This window comes from Bacillus sp. CR71, assembly GCF_003429245.1.
Classification (GTDB): Bacteria; Bacillota; Bacilli; order Bacillales; family Bacillaceae_G; genus Bacillus_A; species Bacillus_A thuringiensis_S.
Map to the genome: position 1 here is coordinate 4,613,723 of NZ_CP031748.1, position 17,054 is coordinate 4,630,776.

Consider the following 17,054-nt stretch of genomic DNA (forward strand, 5'->3'; position numbering starts at 1 on the left):
TGACAAACCCCCTTTTCATATAACATCATTAAAATAAACAAAATAATCTGAAAAGGAGCGTTTATATGCAGCGTTACCTTGCTCTATCATTAGCACTCATCCCTATTTCATTAGCTGTGTTTGGTATAAAGTTAATGAGAGATACTGTATTCGGGATTCTATTTCCACCAATCTCTATACTGTGGTTACAATTTTTAATCGGCGCTCTCTGCTTCGGGCTCGGGTTTTATATTTTTGGTGGCTTCGTCGTACACCGAGATCGTAAACGAAATAAAGTACAAGCTCGCTTCAGAAGATAGGAATGCCCCACTATTTATAAATAAAAAAATGAGACCGTTACACGCGGTCTCATTTTTTTATCGGCAATAACGTTCTTGCCGTTTCAGGGTAATCAGTAATAATCGCCGATATATTCATATCAAAATATTTACGCATAAGCGTTTCTTCATTAATTGTATAAGGGCGAACCTCTACACCACTTTCCATCGTTAGTTCAGCAATAGCATCTTGAAGGTAACGATAATTCGGATGTACTGCTGTAGCCCCCATTTTTTTCGCGTATGCCCACGGACTATGCAAACCTTCGCGATATAAAATTGCAGTTTGAATATCAGGAGCCATCATATGGCACCGTTTCATACTGTAGTGATTAAACGAAGAAAATACAACGCGATCCTCTAAACTAAATTTCCGTACAAGCGTTATAACTTCTTCCTCTAAACCTCTATATGGAATTTTATTATTTTTAAGTTCAATATTAAGTAGCAAACTCGTTTGTTCAAGCCACTCTAATACCTCTTCTAAAAGTGGTATTTTACAAAAACCTACTTTATCACCAAATTTATAACTTGCATCTAACTTACATAAGTCCTCATATACATAATTCCGAACCGCACCTTTTCCATTTGTAGTCCGGTCCACCGTTTCATCATGAATGACGACAACTTTTCCATCTTTCGTTAATTGAACATCAAGTTCAATTCCATCCGCTCTAAAAGACTCAGCCGCTTCAAATGAAAGCATTGTATTTTCTGGGTACGTTCCAGCCGCACCACGATGCGCAAATATAAGAGTCATCCTCACTCCCCCAATCTTATGCTATACTATACGAAAAAGGAGGTACTTCTATGAGACCATTGCAAATTTCTCCAGATACTGCAGTCCGCTTATCAAAAGCACTAGGTGTTCCACTTGAACAACTCATGCATATGCCGCAACACATTTTAATTCAAAAGCTAGTTGAATTAGAAAAACAAAATAAAGACGAAGAATAATACAGTCCTGTTTTGCAGGGCTTTTTATTATTTTCTATTATATCACGGATGACTTCCCTGCTAAAATCCTTTAACAGATGTGCTACGATGCGATTTAGCCGTTCCTTTATTATTTTTGTTACAAATCATAAAGAAAGCAGACTATTTATTTATAAGCCCCCATTGCGTCCTTAAACACGATCATAAAAAACTAGAAGCCCTTTATATTATTTTTTATTGAACGTGCGGAGCATCCCCTGATTCGTATAGTTCTTTCGCTTTTTCCTCCCCGAATGTAGTTAAAATATAATGTTGCTCTTCTACCGCATCCATCGCTCTAGTTGCTTTACAAACGTTATCTTCTTGAACATCCGAGAAATAATTGTGATCTTCTACAATTTTACTAAAATCTTTTTGTGCCCATCTATTAGCAATTGCTAATAGCTCATTTTTCTTCGAAAAGCTACTCTTATTTATGATTTCTTTTAATTTTTTAGCATTATTTTGAATCATTGGGATAGAGCCCGATTTTCGTTCTGCCACCACTTTTTGATGAGTCATGCGATGCATCGCTGTAATGACTTCTCTTTCAGTAGAATTTTCAGTAACATACACATCAACAAAGACCCCATCTACCTCTCTACCTACTATTGTTTGGTCTTCTTTTTTATCTATTTGAGCGCTCACTTCTTTATCTACTGGATTATCGGCAAGTTCTAACATCCCAAATGTAACTGCAATAGCAAGAACTCCCATAGCTGCTACTATTCCTAGCCAAGTTGAAATTTTATTTTTCATTCCCCTTCCCCCTATCTATATCTATTTAATTGTCTTATAAAAAACTCACTTACATGTAATATTACTAAAAATAGGTTTTATTTTCCATAATATCAAATAATCTCTTTTTCTAAACAAAATAAAAAAACCAACGAATTATAACATTCATTGGTCTTTCATTAAAAAGTTTATTAGTTTTAAAATTACTGTCGAGTATAGAGTTCCAGCATGCATCGGTTTTACTAAAACAAAAACCCTTTTCTACTTCTACTCTCAGCTAGCTTTATGTTCAAGTCTCAGCTTATCCGCAACCATTGCGATAAACTCAGAATTCGTAGGTTTTGCTTTTGACATGGATACTGTATAACCGAATAAGGACGAAATAGAATCAATATTCCCACGGCTCCACGCTACTTCAATCGCGTGACGAATTGCGCGCTCCACACGGCTTGCTGTTGTATTATATTTCTTTGCGATATCTGGATACAATACTTTCGTAATCGATCCTAATAATTCGATATCGTTGTATACCATGGAGATTGCTTCTCGTAAATACATATATCCTTTAATATGAGCGGGTACACCAATTTCATGAATGATACTCGTAATACTCGCATCTAAGTTTTTCGGTTTTCCATCTACTGTTGTTGCTGATCGGAATGATGGTAGTGGACGTTTAATCATAGCGTTTGCTTTACCACTCACTTGACGAATATGACTCGTTAAATTCTCCATATCAAATGGTTTTAATATGAAATATGAGGCACCTAAGTCAACTGCTTTTTTCGTCACATCTTCTTGCCCGAATGCTGTCAACATAATTACGCTAGGCTGTTTTAACCTTTCAATATGTCGCATTTTTTCCAATACAGCTAAACCATCTAAGTGTGGCATAATAATGTCTAAAACGAGTACATCAGGTTGCTTATCTGCTAATAAGTTTAAACACTCTTGACCATTATAAGCAGTACCGATTACTTCCATATCATCTTGAGCAGCTACATAGCTCTCTAACATTGATACTAGTTCTTTATTATCATCCACAAGACATACTTTAATTTTCTCCACAGCTTTTCCTCCCTTACCGAATCGATTCTCCGACATGTGTATCCTTCTAGGCTACATGAATTGTTCGACAATTGTGTGAAAATTCCCTTTTAAAGTTTCTTACTTTCCGATAAAATCACAAAAAAATATGTTTATCGTTCATTTATTCCCTTTCGCAACACATTCCATCATAGAAATACAACGAAACGTTCAACCCTTTTCTTTTATTTTACAACAAAAAACACCTCTTGCGGAGCTTTTACAAAATTTCAACGAATTTTTCAACAGAAAAAGCGAGCTAATATATATATTAGCTCGCTTTTTTCTCTTGATCATAAATATTAATTCCAGCTTGATGTAACATCCATTCAATATGAACACCATATCCTGATGTTGGATCATTTACAAATACATGCGTAACAGCACCAATTACTTTTCCATTTTGTACAATTGGACTTCCGCTCATCCCTTGTACGATACCGCCCGTTTTCGCTAATAGACGTTTATCTGTTACTTTTATTACCATACCCTTTGTGGCTGGGAATTTTTGTTGCACTGTACTAACAACTTCAATATCAAACGCTTCTACTTTATCTTGATCAATAACTGTTAATATTTTTGCCGGTCCTTCTTTTACTTGATGAGATAATGCGATAGGCATCGCTTTATCCATTATACCGTTTTTCATATTCGTATTTAATTTGCCAAAAATACCATATGGACTATTAATTGTAATATTGCCAATCACTTCACGATCTGGTGAGAATCTTGCTAATTTCTCCCCTGGATTCCCATGACTACCTCTTTCAATTGATGTGACTGTCGAGCGCATAATTTGTCCATCTTCGACTTGAATCGGCTTTTTCGTATCATTATCAGAAATAACATGACCAAGTGCCCCGTATTTCATAGAATCTGGATGAACAAATGTCATCGTTCCAATTCCAGCTGCCGAATCACGGATATACAAGCCAATTCGATAAGACGATTCACCGTTGTCTTTTTGTGGAGTTAGCTTCGTACGAATATATTTTCCATCTCTTAACAATACAAGATTAAGCGGTTCACCTGTTTCTCCACTATTATGAATAAACGGTGCTACATCACTCATTCTTTCAATTGTTTTACCATTAATTTCAGTAATCATATCTCCAATTTGTACACCTGCTGTTTCACCAGGAGATATTTTACCCTTTTCAGTTTGAATTAAATGATGGCCTACAACAAGTACACCTTTTGTATTTAATTTCACACCAATTGATTGTCCACCTGGAATTACTTTAAAATCTTTTAACACTTTCACATTTACTTTTTTCACTGGAAAACCAGCAAGCTGAAATACCATATCAGCTTCACCATTTTGATGAGAATTTACCATAAGTCCTTGTTTTTGTTCACTCGAACTCACTGTAAATACATGACGATTTGTGGATGAAGCTTTGAAAACTGGTAATGATGATATTTCTGATTGTTGTCCTTCAAAAACAACAAGTTGTTTCGGTGATGAAATAAACGTTCGAAGCGGTTTAAAACATCCAATAAAAACTAAAGAAACAAGGAGACAAAGACCTATTATTTTTCGAAATTTTTCTAATTTCAACTTGTTCACTCTCCTCGCTCCTACCCCACATTCAGCCTCTTGGCTTCACTTTTTAATCTCTCCTTGCAGTGCATTATTTATAACCGGAAGAATTAAGAAATCGTCATTTGAGAAAAAAAGCTATCCATTACTGGATAGCCTCTGCTGTCTGTTTAAAATGATGCGCTTGCGTAAGTAATTCTTTCGCATGCTCTGTCGTTAAATCTGTGATTTCTACACCAGAAATCATTCGAGCTATTTCTGTTACTTTATCCTCCATAGTTAAAACAGTAACTGATGTAATTGTCCGATCATTCGCTACTTGTTTTCGAATAAATAAATGTGAATCCGCCATTGAAGCTACTTGAGGTAAGTGCGTAATACAAAGTACTTGCGAGTTTACTGATACTCGATAAATTTTTTCCGCAATAGCCTGTGCGACTCGGCCACTTACACCCGTATCCACTTCATCAAAAATAACAGATGCAACCCCTTGATGCTTAGAAAAAATGCTTTTTAAAGCTAAAATAATACGAGATAACTCTCCGCCAGAAGCAACCTTTGAAAGTGGTTTTAGCGGCTCTCCTGGGTTCGTTGAAATATAAAATTCCACATGATCGTAACCATCCACCGTAAGTCTTACCGGTGCACCTTCCACAAGGGGTTCTTCTGCATTTCCTGCTCTCTTCATAATTCGCACTTCAAATTTCGTTTTTTCCATATATAATTCTTTTAATTCCTGATGAATTGCATTTGTAAGATGTTCTGCAAGCTCATGACGCATATTACTTAACAACGTTGCTTCTTTCAGAATAACACTCTCTAATTCCTTCAACTGTTTCTTCGTCGTTTCAATATGAACGTCTTTATTTTCAATTGTAAAAATTTCCTGTTCAATTTTATCTGCATACGCTAAAATCTCTTCTACAGTATTTCCATATTTTCTCTTTAGCATACGAATTTCATTCAAACGTGTTTCGATTTCATCTAAACGATTTGGATCATATTCCATCATATCGAGCTTTTCTCTCAGTTGATAGGCAACCTCTTCTAATAAGTAATAGCTATTTGCAATTGAATCATAATTCTCTTGATACATTTCATCTAAATGTGTAATACTTTCCATTTGTCCCATTGCACTTCTTACATTATCTAACCCTTGTCCGTCGGCACTTAACGAACGATATGCATCACCTAACGCTTTATAAATCTTTTCAAAATTAGAAATTTGCAATCGTTCCTCAGTTAATTCATTTTCTTCATCCATCTTTAAATCTGCCTTGCGAATTTCTTCATGCTGAAATTGAATTAAATCTAAGCGATGTGCCATTTGTTGTTCATTTTCACTTAACGATTTCAATTGTTTTTTTAATTTTTCATAGTCAGCGTATACATTTTGATATATGTCTAATTGTTTAACGATTCGATCCCCATCAAAGTGATCAAGCATAAACAGATGTCGTTCTTCATTCATTAAATCTTGTGTTTCGTGCTGTCCATGAATATCAACAAGTGATTTCCCAATTTCTTTTAATATGCTAAGTGTAACAAGCTTCCCATTTACACGACATACACTCTTTCCGTTCGCAGCAATATCACGCTTTAAAATAATCATGCCATCTTCTATTTCTATATCTAACTCTTCTGCCTTTTCAATACATGGATGCTTCTCATCTTCAACATAAAATAGCCCTTCAATCTCAGCCTTTTCTGTTCCATATCGAACAAATTCTGCTGATCCACGGCCACCTACAAGTAAACTAATCGCATCAATAATAATCGATTTTCCGGCCCCTGTTTCACCGCTTAAAACCGTTAAACCTTTTTGAAAAGAAATATTTAATGCTTCAATAATAGCAAAGTTTCTAATCGATAATTCCGATAACAATGCCCCATTCACCTCGTTATAAAATAATCCCTTACTAAAGGATTTTCTCAGTTCTTCATTCAAATAATCATGTTATATATTTGTATGTATATACTCTTCTAACCCGCTTCATTGTACCAAACATTTGTTTTACGGGTCAATCCATCTATTTTCTAACTTTATGCAAACAAAATATTATATTACAATTGAAAATTCATATTTTTAACCAATAAAAATATCTTGTTCACTTTCCACTTTACGATGGAAAGCAAACAAGATTTTTTGTTACAACATATTTAAGAAACGATCAGAGACAACACCTGTATCGTCAGGTGTACGGCAAATAATTAAGCAAGTATCATCACCACAGATGGTTCCGATGATCTCATCCCACTCTAAATGATCAATAAGTGCTCCAAGTGAATGAGCGTTACCAGGCAATGTTTTTAGCACAAGCATATGTCCTGCCGTGTCTAATTTTACAAATGAATCCACTAGATTTCGTTTTAATTTTTGTAACGGGTTAAATCGTTGATCTGCTGGCAAGCTATATTTATAGCGCCCATCATGTAATGGCACCTTCACTAAGTGCAGTTCTTTAATATCGCGCGATACTGTTGCTTGCGTTACATTAAATCCCTCATTACGTAAAATATCAACTAATTCATCTTGTGTTTCAATTTCTTTGTTTGCAATAATTTCCCTGATTTTAATATGGCGCTGACCTTTATTCATACATTTGCACCTCACACTATCTCTTACCATAGTTTAAACATTGGTATACTTCACTTATTTATGTTAACTTATAATTCGTTTCTTGTACACAATTGTTTTTACAATCATTATACAATTACAGCAAAAAGAGGAACAACATATGTTATTCCCCTTTCCCTTTTTGTTTTAGAACGTCATGCGCTTCTGTAACAACTTGCTCTATAGAAATCGGAGAATGATTTTCGCCATTCTCACGTTCACCATGCCATTTCAGATGAATTAAAAATTCAATATTACCGTCTCCACCCGTAATTGGTGAAAATGTTAAACCTTCCACATCATAGCCTTCTTTTAAAGCAAACTCGACAATCATTTCTACAACAGCTTCATGTACTTTTCTATCACGAACGATACCTTTTTTCCCAACTTGCTCTCTTCCAGCTTCAAACTGTGGTTTAATTAACGCCGCTACATCTCCGTTAGGCATAAGCATTGTTTTTAAAACTGGCAGTATAAGCTTTAATGATATAAATGAAACATCAATACTTGCAAATTGAGGTAAACCACGTTCTAAGTCTGCTGGTGTCACGTAACGGAAATTTGTTCGTTCCATTACAACAACACGCTCATCTTGACGTAATTTCCACGCTAGTTGATTGTATCCTACATCTAATGCATAAGATAATTTCGCTCCATTTTGAAGCGCACAATCTGTAAAGCCACCAGTTGATGAACCAATATCTATCATAACTTTATCTTGTAAATCAAGATGAAATGTCTCTAATGCCTTTTCAAGTTTATAACCACCACGACTTACATACGGCATAACTTGTCCCTTCACCGTAATCTCAGTATCTTGCGAGATTTTCTCTCCTGGCTTATCAAGTCTCATTTCATTTGCATATACGAGTCCCGCCATAATGGCGCGCTTTGCTTTCTCACGCGTTTCTATAAGTCCTCGCTCTACTAATAGTACATCTACTCTTTCTTTTTTTACGCTCATTTGTTACGCCCTTTTTTGTTTTGATGGAATCATTGTATGAATACGGTCTACGACAGCATCTGTCGTTAAACCAATTTCTTCTAATAATTTTGTTACACTTCCGTGCTCTATGAAGCGGTCTGGAATACCCATTCGTTCAACTAATGCACTATGGTAACCATTTTCAGATGCAAATTCAACTACTCCTGTTCCAAAACCACCAATTAAACAAGCTTCTTCAATCGTTAAAATCGGTATATTCTTTCCTAGAAGATCATGTAAATATGCTTCATCCATTGGTTTAATAAAGCGAGCATTCACTACTTTCACTGAAACTCCAGCTTTTTCAAGACGCTCAGCGGCTTCCATCGCCATTGGTATTGTCGTACCAAACGTTAAAATAGCTGCTTGTGTACCCTCTTTTAACGTCTCCCACGTACCGATCGGAATCGCCTTTAATTCTTCATCCATATGAACGCCAAGTCCATTACCGCGCGCATAACGCAATGCGATTGGTCCATCTTCATATTGCATCGCCGTATAAACTAAATGTTGCCCTTCATTTTCATCTTTCGGCATCATAAGCACCATATTTGGCAAGTGACGTAAGAATGAGATATCAAATACGCCTTGATGCGTTTCACCATCTGCTCCTACTAATCCTGAGCGATCTATTCCAATGAAAACATTTAAATTTTGGCGGCATATATCATGAACAACTTGGTCATATGCTCTTTGTAGAAATGTCGAATAAATTGCTAAGAATGGCTTCATTCCTTGCGTTGCCATACCTGCTGCCATCGTTGTAGCATGCTGTTCTGCAATACCTACATCAATCATACGATTTGGGAATTCTTTTTGGAATTTCTCAAGTTTTGATCCAACAGGCATTGCAGGTGTAATTGCTACGATACGCTCATCCGCTCTCGCTAGCTTAAGTACTGTTTCACTAACAACAGCACTCCATGCTGGTGCAACTTCTTTCGGCTTAACAAAGTCACCTGATTCAATTTTATAAGGTCCTGTTCCATGCCAAGTTCCAATAACGTCACTCTCGGCCGGTTTATAACCTTTTCCTTTTTTCGTAATAACGTGAACAAGCACTGGGCCTTTTGTTTTCTTTGCATATTGCAACGTTTCGAATAGCTTTTCATAATCATGCCCATCGACTGGACCTAAATATGTAAAGCCTAACTCTTCGAAAAAGACACCAGATACTAGTAAATATTTAAGACTATCTTTTATTTTCTCTGCTGTCGCAGCCACTTTCCCGCCAACTGCTGGGATTTTCTTTAATATATACTCTAATTCATCTTTTACCCAGTGATATTTTCCTGCGGTACGTAAACGACCAAGTACATTATGGAGCGCACCAACGTTTGGTGCAATTGACATTTCATTATCATTCAAAATAACAATCATATCTGTCTTTTCATGTCCAATATGGTTCAATGCCTCTAAAGCCATTCCGCCTGTTAAAGCACCATCTCCAATAATTGGTATAACATATTCTTTCGTTTTCTTTAAATCACGTGCCAGAGCCATTCCCATTGCAGCCGATAACGATGTCGAGCTATGACCAGTTTCCCATACGTCGTGCTCACTCTCACAACGTTTCGGAAAACCACATAGGCCTTGATATTGCCTTAATGTACCAAACTCTTTCGCGCGTCCAGTTAAAATTTTATGTACATAGGATTGATGTCCTACATCCCATAAAAATTTATCTTGCGGGCTATCAAATAATTTATGCAGAGCAATTGTGAGTTCTACTACACCTAAATTAGGCGCAATATGTCCACCTGTTTGAGAGAGCTCTTCAATTAAAAACTTACGAATATCCTCACTCAATCCCTCTAGTTCACTGATAGACATATCTTTCAAAAAACTAGGGTTTTGAATTTGCGTTAGATCCACATGGATCACTCACTTTCATTTCATAATCTGTCAACATGTCAAATATTATAAAAAACATTTACACAAAACAAGAAATTCTCTTTTCTATTTTTCGTCTTGTCCCGCTATTAACCAGTCTATTGCGCCCTAATCCTATTATAAACCATATTTCTTTAGGCGATGAAAAAAATAGCCGCTAACACGAAGTGATAACGGCAATGTAATCTACATATATTTTTGCCAATAACAAGAAAAGAAAAACCTTTTCCTACAGTTATATCATAAAATGATAAATGACTCAACAAATGAAAACGCTGTTATATTAGTTATTACGTTTTGCAATTAAATCGCAAATAGATAGTAAATATTCATCTTGTAATTGCAAGGAGCTAATCGCACCTTTTGCTTCTGCAATTGTTTCTTCTAAAATATCCTTTGCTCTATCTACAGTAAACAACGTCGTATATGTACTCTTTTCGTTAGAAAGATCACTACCAATCGGTTTCCCAATCTCTTCTTCGGTTCCTTCGACATCTAAAATATCATCTCGAATTTGGAAAGCTAGACCGATATATTTGGCAAACGTAAGCAACTTTTCTTCTTGCTCTTCTGTCGCATCAGAAAGTATCGCACCCGCAAGCACAGCAAATTCAAGCAGTTTTCCCGTCTTATGTTTATGGATGTACTCCAATTCATCAATCGTAAGGCGTTTCCCTTCAGCTTCCATATCTGCCACTTGTCCGCCAACCATTCCTTCTGGTCCTGCTGCTTTTGCAAGTTCAAGTACAAGTCTTACTTTTTTTTCGGCAGAAATTTCTTTTTGCTCATATGCCATAATTACTTGAAAAGCATACGTCAATAAGCCATCTCCTGCTAAAACTGCCATCGCTTCACCAAATACTTTGTGATTTGTGGGTTTTCCTCTTCTTAAATCATCATCATCCATACAAGGTAAATCATCATGAACTAAAGAATATGTATGAATCATTTCAAGAGCACAAGCTGCACCTACTCCAAGATTTCTTTCTTTCCCAAACGCTTGTAATGTTGCAAACAAAAGTAACGGGCGGAGACGTTTTCCACCCGCTTCCAAAGAATATGCCATCGCTTCACGAAGTACATTTGGACATTGTAATTCATTTGCATAGCTTACAAGTTTCTCTTCTACGAAAGTTTTACTTTCTTTCAAAAAAGTATCAAAAGCAATCGTCACTATGCTTCATCTCCTACAGCAGTAAACGGTTCAAGCTCTCCATCTTCCCCAAGAATAACTGCCATTTGTTCTTGTACATTCTTCAACTTCTCATCACAAAGCTTAGATAATTCCATGCCCTCTTTAAAATAAGAAATCGCTTCTTCTAACGGTACGTCACCTTGTTCTAGCTTAGAAACAAGATGCTCAAGTTGCGAAATTGCCTCTTCAAAGCTTAATTTATTTTCCATTATTCAATTCACGCTCCTCTATGCCTGATACGCTACAATCTAGTATTCCATCTTGTAATTGAACTGAAACAGCATCTCCAAGGCTTACATCTTTCACACTTTTTAACACTTGCTTCTCTTCATCATATACAAGCCCGTACCCTCTCATCATTACTTTAAGCGGACTTAACGCTTCAAGTTTTTGAGCAGCTCTTACAAAGGCAAATTCTTTCGTTTGAAGTAACGTTTGCATTTCACGTTGTAATTGCTTTTGCAACGTTTCAACAGCTACCTTTGTTTGCATAATTTTTTGAGATGGGTGGTGCTTCTCTAAATAAAATGAAAGTTGCTTTAACTGATTCACCTTTTTATCAATATAGCGCTCTTTCGCTAAAACAAGCTGTTCTAGCGCTCTATCTAATTGCTCTTCCTTTTGCTCATATACTTGTCTTGGATAACGGAACGCATACGATTTTTGCAACACTTGTAGTTTTTCTTCTTTTTTATGTACTAACTCTCTCATCGCTCTTTGCAATCTCAGAGTTCTTTGCAATACCTTTTCTTGTAACTCTATAATGTTAGGTGCTGCCAGCTCAGCTGCTGCAGTCGGTGTTGGCGCGCGTAAATCTGCAACAAAATCTGCGATTGTAAAATCCGTTTCATGGCCTACTGCCGAAATAATAGGAATTTCACTCTTAAAGATTGCTCTTGCAACCATTTCCTCATTGAAAGCCCATAATTCCTCAATAGAACCTCCACCACGGCCAACGATTAGTACATCTATCTCTCCCATTTCATTCGCTGTACGAATCGCTTGTACAATCGAGGGAGCCGCTGACTCCCCTTGTACAAGTACCGGAAATACAATAACATTCCCAATTGGATAACGACGTTTAATCGTTGTTATAATATCACGAATCGCTGCTCCTGTTGGCGACGTAATCACACCTATTGTTTTAGCGTAAGGAGGAATTGCTTTTTTATAAACTTGAGAAAAAAGTCCTTCTTCTTCTAAACGAACTTTTAACTGTTCGTACGCTAAATGTAAATTTCCGACTCCGTCAGGCTGCATGTCTTGAATATAAATTTGATAAGAACCACTCGCCTCGTAAACAGAGATTTTCCCTTTCACGAGTACCTTCATCCCATTTTCAGGTTTGAATTTAATATTACGATTATGACCCGCAAACATAACCGCTGCGATTCTTGCATTTTCATCTTTCAATGTAAAATACATGTGGCCACGGCTATGATTTTTAAAGTTGGAAATTTCACCTTTTAACCAAACAGACTGCAAATGCGGATCATATTCTATTTTTGTTTTTATATAGCGTGTTAACGCTGTAACGGTTAAATATTGCTTCTCCATTTCTCTCTCCTCATAGCCGACTCAAATTATTTACAAACGACACCTGCACGTTTGGCAGATTCAACAGTATTATGAAGAAGCATTGTGATTGTCATTGGACCAACACCCTTTGGCACAGGTGTAATGTAACCCGCAACATTTAACACGTTGTCAAAATCAACATCACCACAAAGTTTCCCTGTTTCTAAACGGTTTACACCAACGTCAATTACAACCGCTCCTTCTTTAATATAATCCGCTGTTATCATTTTAGGTCGTCCAACAGCTACGATTAAAATATCCGCTAACTTCGATAACTCTTTCATATTTTGCGTCTTAGAATGACAATATGTGACAGTTGCATTTTCATTTAAGAACAATTGTCCCACTGGTTTACCGACAATATTACTTCTTCCAATTACTACTACATGTTTTCCAGAAATATCAAGATTCGTTTCTTTTACTAATTCTACAATACCGTGCGGTGTACATGGAAGGAATGTATCTTGTCCCGTCATCATACGTCCCACGCTAATTGGGTGAAATCCATCTACATCCTTTTCTGGTGAAATTCTTTCAATGATAGCTTTTTCTTCAATATGTTTCGGTAAAGGTAATTGCACTAATATGCCATTAATACGGTCATCGCCATTTAAGCGATCGATTTCAGCAAGCAAGCGTTCCTCAGTAATTGTTTCAGGAAGTTCAATTAGCTCTGAGTAAATCCCTACTTGTTCACAGCCTTTTTCTTTTCCTTTTACATAAGAACGAGATGCTGGATCTTCTCCAACTAAAATAACTGCTAATCCTGGTACAATCCCTTGCTCTTTCAACTTCACAACTTCTTCTGTTAATTGTGCTCGTTTTTTCTCCGCAACTTCATTTCCTTTGATGATTACTGCTACCATTTTAAGATTCCCCCTTAAAGAATTTACAGTGTATCTTTTATATTAGATAAAACGCCGTTAATAAAACGACGAGATTCCTCATCCCCAAATGTTTTAGCAATTTCAATTGCTTCGTTAATTGTTACGTTGTGTGGAATTTCTTCCATGTATTTCATTTCATACACAGCTACACGTAAAATACTGCGATCAACAATACTAATACGCTCAAGCTTCCACTTTTTTAAGTTTTGACGAATCGCTTCATCGATTGCTTCTTTATTTTCTACAAAACCCACTACAAGTGACTCTAGAAACTCATTTGTTTCTTCGCCTTCATCTAGCGTGTTTTCCACTGCTACTTTCGGTTCTAATTCACCTGTAATATCCATTTGGTATAATGCTTGCATTGCTCTTTCTCTAGCCGTCCTACGTTTCATTGTAACTCTCCTTTATGCTTCAAGTCTTTCCTTATACTTTGTTATATTATTATAATTTATAAGCCGTCAATTCACTTACTCTTACAGTTTTCATTGATTTTCCAACCTTATAATACAATGATAATAACACAATTTATCGTTTCACACACGGGTTACAAGGCTGAAAAATAATAAAAAGATTAACTTCAAGTTCCATATCTTATCACAATGTACGTTTTTTGGAAAAACGACACATTTTCTTTTTTATTTCTTATTTTTTGAAATAGTATAATAATTAGAGGATTGTAATTTGTGAAGAAATGAAACGATAAAAAAGATGCCTATGTTACTAGGCACCTTTTCATTCTTACACTGGTTCGATTTCTGTTTTTTGTGTTTCGAATGTTACGCCAACGATGTGAACATTCACTTCTTTTGGCTCAAGTCCTGTCATTGTAAAGAGCGCTTGGCGAATATTGTCTTGAATCTTTTGAGCAACAACTGGAATTGCTACACCAAAATACATTACAACATAAAGGTCAACGATAATATCTTCGTTTGCTAATTCAACCTTTACACCTTTACCATGATTTTTCTTACCTAACTTCTCAACAACATCTGTAGCAAAATTACCGCGCATTGCCGCTACACCTTCTACTTCAGCAGCTGCAATACCTGCAATTACTTCAATTACTTCTGGTGCAATTTCTACTTTACCAAGAGTTGTATCTTGACCCATATCTAACATATGTTCAGCCATGAAAAAAACCTCCTTTAATGTATCACTGCGTCACAAGTTCATGCTCTTCCAAAAATTTCGTATTAAACTCACCTTTTACAAAATCAGGATGATCTAGCAATTGCAAATGGAACGGGATTGTTGTATGTACGCCTTCAATGACAAATTCACTAAGTGCGCGCTTCATTTTTGCAATTGCCTCTTCACGTGTTTTTCCGTGAACAATTAATTTAGCAACCATCGAATCATAGAAAGGTGGGATTGAATATCCCGGATATACAGCTGAATCGACGCGAATACCAAATCCTCCTGGTGGTAAGTACATTTCTACTTTACCTGGAGATGGCATGAATTTTTTGGCAGGGTTTTCCGCATTAATTCGACATTCAATTGCCCAACCATTAAATTGTACTTCTTCTTGCTGTAACGATAACTTTTCTCCTGAAGCAACAAGAATTTGTTCTTTAATTAAGTCCATTCCCGTTACCATTTCAGTAACTGGATGCTCAACCTGAATTCTCGTATTCATCTCCATGAAATAAAAGGTTTTCGTTTTATATTCATAAATAAACTCAACCGTACCAGCACCTGTATAATCAACCGCTACCGCCGCTTTAACTGCCGCTTCACCCATCTGCTTGCGAATATCTTCATCAAGTGCAGGTGATGGACTTTCTTCTAATAGTTTTTGCAAACGGCGCTGAATTGTACAATCACGCTCTCCTAAATGAATGGCATTTCCGTGTGTATCTGCCATTATTTGAATCTCAACATGGCGGAAATCTTCAACGTACTTTTCTAAGTATACACCAGGGTTCCCAAAAGCGGTACTAGCTTCTTGCTGTGTAATTTGAATTCCTTTTATAAGCTCTTCTTCATGGCGTGCAACACGAATACCTTTTCCGCCGCCACCTGCAGTCGCTTTAATAATGACTGGATATCCAATTTGATTAGCAAGCTCGATCGCTTCTTCGGTATTTTTAATAATCCCTTGTGAACCTGGTACAATCGGAACCCCTGCTTCTTTCATTGTATCACGAGCAACGTCTTTTGTGCCCATCTTTGAAATAGCTTCTGGACTTGGACCAATAAAAATCAAGTTACATTCACGGCATAACTCTGCGAAATCTGCATTCTCTGCTAAAAATCCGTATCCCGGATGAATAGCATCGCAGCCTGTTAACTTCGCAACGCTAATAATATTCGTCAAATTTAAATAGCTTTCTTTCGAAATCGTTGGTCCTACACAATACGCCTCATCTGCAATCTGTACGTGAAGTGACTCTTTATCTGCTTCTGAATAAATTGCAACTGTTTCAATGTCCATTTCTTTACAAGCACGAATAATTCGTACAGCAATTTCCCCACGATTGGCTATTAATACTTTTTTTATCATCACAAAGACTCCCTTATTACGCTTTTACAAGAAATAGCGGTTGTCCATACTCAACAAGCTGTCCGTTATTAACAAGAATTTCAACAATTTCGCCCTCTACATCAGCATCAATTTCGTTAAATAACTTCATAGCCTCGACAATACATACGATAGAATCTTTCGATACTCTATCCCCAATACTTACATATGGAGGTGTATCAGGTGAAGATGAAGAATAGAATGTACCTACCATTGGTGAGGTAATCTTATGTAGGTTTTCATCTTGAACAGTTTTCTTCTCTTCTTGCTTCGGTGCTTCTGCTTGCGCTGCTGCTACTGTCGTTTCAACTTCAACAGGCGCTACTGGTTGCATAGCTTGTTTTGCTGCAGGTGCTTGCACAGCAACAACTTCATTACCACGCTTTTTCATTTTGATTGTTGTACCGTCTTTTTTGTATTCAAATTCATCAATATTAGAGCTATCAATTAATTTAATTAATTCACGAACTTCTTGAATTTTAAACATGTAAAATCCACTCCCATACTCTTGTTTGTCCCGTTTTTACAGATTCTCGTCACAAAACTAGATTGACTGTAAAAATACGATGTATTCTATTAGAAAATATATTTCATTAACTAATAGAAATATTTACTATTTCCATCTTACGATAAATTTTTTAAACATTCCAATTTATATTTCTTTATAATAAATCGAAACTCCTGTAAAAAATATTATTCCAATAAAAAATTAT

General features: G+C 36.4%; 18 protein-coding genes. 2 read left to right on the top strand and 16 right to left on the bottom strand.

The features are described 5' to 3' along the window. Window positions 1-65 precede the first annotated feature (65 nt). Entirely contained in the window at window positions 66-299 is a 234-nt protein-coding gene (locus DOS87_RS23085; protein WP_001190195.1) for a DUF2627 domain-containing protein, read from the top strand. 49 nt (window positions 300-348) lie between these two features. Here DOS87_RS23085 and DOS87_RS23090 read toward each other — a convergent pair whose 3' ends face one another. Then, window positions 349-1,077 carry a glycerophosphodiester phosphodiesterase gene (locus DOS87_RS23090; protein ID WP_000172594.1) on the bottom strand — a complete coding sequence of 243 codons (729 nt, stop codon included), beginning with the start codon at window positions 1,075-1,077 and terminating at the stop codon, window positions 349-351. Window positions 1,078-1,127: 50 nt separating this feature from the next. Between DOS87_RS23090 and DOS87_RS23095 the strand changes: the two genes are divergently transcribed. Next, window positions 1,128-1,274 (top strand): YycC family protein, encoded by a 147-nt coding sequence (locus tag DOS87_RS23095; protein WP_001247671.1) that lies wholly within the window; start codon window positions 1,128-1,130, stop codon window positions 1,272-1,274. Between the two features lie 213 nt (window positions 1,275-1,487). Here DOS87_RS23095 and DOS87_RS23100 read toward each other — a convergent pair whose 3' ends face one another. The 15 genes from DOS87_RS23100 to accB form a co-directional block, all read right to left on the bottom strand. Continuing rightward, window positions 1,488-2,051 carry a PRK06770 family protein gene (locus DOS87_RS23100; protein ID WP_000791083.1) on the bottom strand — a complete coding sequence of 188 codons (564 nt, stop codon included), beginning with the start codon at window positions 2,049-2,051 and terminating at the stop codon, window positions 1,488-1,490. A 252-nt stretch (window positions 2,052-2,303) separates the two neighbouring features. Then, a complete protein-coding gene (gene spo0A / locus DOS87_RS23105) occupies window positions 2,304-3,098 on the bottom strand; it encodes a sporulation transcription factor Spo0A (RefSeq protein ID WP_014894889.1) in 795 nt (264 codons plus the stop codon). A gap of 289 nt (window positions 3,099-3,387) precedes the next feature. Continuing rightward, complete coding sequence (spoIVB, locus tag DOS87_RS23110) at window positions 3,388-4,686, bottom strand: SpoIVB peptidase (RefSeq protein ID WP_074789158.1); 1,299 nt, start codon at window positions 4,684-4,686, stop codon at window positions 3,388-3,390. A gap of 118 nt (window positions 4,687-4,804) precedes the next feature. Then, window positions 4,805-6,544: a DNA repair protein RecN gene (gene recN / locus DOS87_RS23115; protein WP_000947759.1), complete on the bottom strand. Its 1,740-nt coding sequence runs from the start codon at window positions 6,542-6,544 to the stop codon at window positions 4,805-4,807. 264 nt (window positions 6,545-6,808) lie between these two features. After that, a complete protein-coding gene (gene argR / locus DOS87_RS23120; protein ID WP_001032580.1) occupies window positions 6,809-7,258 on the bottom strand; it encodes an arginine repressor ArgR in 450 nt (149 codons plus the stop codon). Window positions 7,259-7,400: 142 nt separating this feature from the next. After that, window positions 7,401-8,240: a TlyA family RNA methyltransferase gene (locus tag DOS87_RS23125; RefSeq protein ID WP_000111874.1), complete on the bottom strand. Its 840-nt coding sequence runs from the start codon at window positions 8,238-8,240 to the stop codon at window positions 7,401-7,403. Window positions 8,241-8,243: 3 nt separating this feature from the next. After that, a complete protein-coding gene (gene dxs, locus DOS87_RS23130; protein WP_000366457.1) occupies window positions 8,244-10,136 on the bottom strand; it encodes a 1-deoxy-D-xylulose-5-phosphate synthase in 1,893 nt (630 codons plus the stop codon). 301 nt (window positions 10,137-10,437) lie between these two features. After that, window positions 10,438-11,328, bottom strand: coding sequence for a (2E,6E)-farnesyl diphosphate synthase (gene ispA, locus DOS87_RS23135; protein ID WP_000150374.1), 891 nt, complete (start codon window positions 11,326-11,328; stop codon window positions 10,438-10,440). Then, window positions 11,328-11,558 (bottom strand): exodeoxyribonuclease VII small subunit, encoded by a 231-nt coding sequence (gene xseB, locus DOS87_RS23140; protein WP_000428424.1) that lies wholly within the window; start codon window positions 11,556-11,558, stop codon window positions 11,328-11,330. The genes ispA and xseB overlap by 1 nt, the downstream gene beginning before the upstream one ends. Then, complete coding sequence (xseA, locus tag DOS87_RS23145; protein WP_000415249.1) at window positions 11,548-12,906, bottom strand: exodeoxyribonuclease VII large subunit; 1,359 nt, start codon at window positions 12,904-12,906, stop codon at window positions 11,548-11,550. Before xseA ends, xseB begins: the two co-directional genes overlap by 11 nt. A 26-nt stretch (window positions 12,907-12,932) precedes the next feature. After that, a complete protein-coding gene (gene folD / locus DOS87_RS23150) occupies window positions 12,933-13,793 on the bottom strand; it encodes a bifunctional methylenetetrahydrofolate dehydrogenase/methenyltetrahydrofolate cyclohydrolase FolD (RefSeq protein WP_000226733.1) in 861 nt (286 codons plus the stop codon). Between the two features lie 23 nt (window positions 13,794-13,816). Continuing rightward, window positions 13,817-14,209, bottom strand: coding sequence for a N utilization substance protein NusB (gene nusB, locus DOS87_RS23155; RefSeq protein WP_000830247.1), 393 nt, complete (start codon window positions 14,207-14,209; stop codon window positions 13,817-13,819). Between the two features lie 346 nt (window positions 14,210-14,555). Further along, entirely contained in the window at window positions 14,556-14,948 is a 393-nt protein-coding gene (locus DOS87_RS23160; RefSeq protein WP_000807630.1) for an Asp23/Gls24 family envelope stress response protein, read from the bottom strand. Between the two features lie 22 nt (window positions 14,949-14,970). Further along, window positions 14,971-16,323: an acetyl-CoA carboxylase biotin carboxylase subunit gene (gene accC, locus DOS87_RS23165; RefSeq protein WP_000592870.1), complete on the bottom strand. Its 1,353-nt coding sequence runs from the start codon at window positions 16,321-16,323 to the stop codon at window positions 14,971-14,973. 16 nt (window positions 16,324-16,339) lie between these two features. After that, the gene (accB, locus tag DOS87_RS23170; protein ID WP_000472862.1) at window positions 16,340-16,828 is read right to left on the bottom strand and encodes an acetyl-CoA carboxylase biotin carboxyl carrier protein; all 489 of its coding nucleotides are present in this window, start codon (window positions 16,826-16,828) and stop codon (window positions 16,340-16,342) included. Between the last annotated feature and the right edge of the window lie 226 nt (window positions 16,829-17,054).

Excerpts from the sequence above, each read along its gene's own strand:
- DOS87_RS23085 (WP_001190195.1), top strand. The coding sequence starts at position 66 with ATGCAGCGTTACCTTGCTCTATCATTAGCACTCATCCCTATTTCATTA.
- DOS87_RS23090 (WP_000172594.1), bottom strand. The coding sequence starts at position 1,077 with ATGACTCTTATATTTGCGCATCGTGGTGCGGCTGGAACGTACCCAGAA.
- DOS87_RS23095 (WP_001247671.1), top strand. The coding sequence starts at position 1,128 with ATGAGACCATTGCAAATTTCTCCAGATACTGCAGTCCGCTTATCAAAA.
- DOS87_RS23100 (WP_000791083.1), bottom strand. The coding sequence starts at position 2,051 with ATGAAAAATAAAATTTCAACTTGGCTAGGAATAGTAGCAGCTATGGGA.
- argR (WP_001032580.1), bottom strand. The coding sequence starts at position 7,258 with ATGAATAAAGGTCAGCGCCATATTAAAATCAGGGAAATTATTGCAAAC.
- DOS87_RS23125 (WP_000111874.1), bottom strand. The coding sequence starts at position 8,240 with ATGAGCGTAAAAAAAGAAAGAGTAGATGTACTATTAGTAGAGCGAGGA.
- xseB (WP_000428424.1), bottom strand. The coding sequence starts at position 11,558 with ATGGAAAATAAATTAAGCTTTGAAGAGGCAATTTCGCAACTTGAGCAT.
- xseA (WP_000415249.1), bottom strand. The coding sequence starts at position 12,906 with ATGGAGAAGCAATATTTAACCGTTACAGCGTTAACACGCTATATAAAA.
- folD (WP_000226733.1), bottom strand. The coding sequence starts at position 13,793 with ATGGTAGCAGTAATCATCAAAGGAAATGAAGTTGCGGAGAAAAAACGA.
- nusB (WP_000830247.1), bottom strand. The coding sequence starts at position 14,209 with ATGAAACGTAGGACGGCTAGAGAAAGAGCAATGCAAGCATTATACCAA.
- DOS87_RS23160 (WP_000807630.1), bottom strand. The coding sequence starts at position 14,948 with ATGGCTGAACATATGTTAGATATGGGTCAAGATACAACTCTTGGTAAA.
- accC (WP_000592870.1), bottom strand. The coding sequence starts at position 16,323 with ATGATAAAAAAAGTATTAATAGCCAATCGTGGGGAAATTGCTGTACGA.
- accB (WP_000472862.1), bottom strand. The coding sequence starts at position 16,828 with ATGTTTAAAATTCAAGAAGTTCGTGAATTAATTAAATTAATTGATAGC.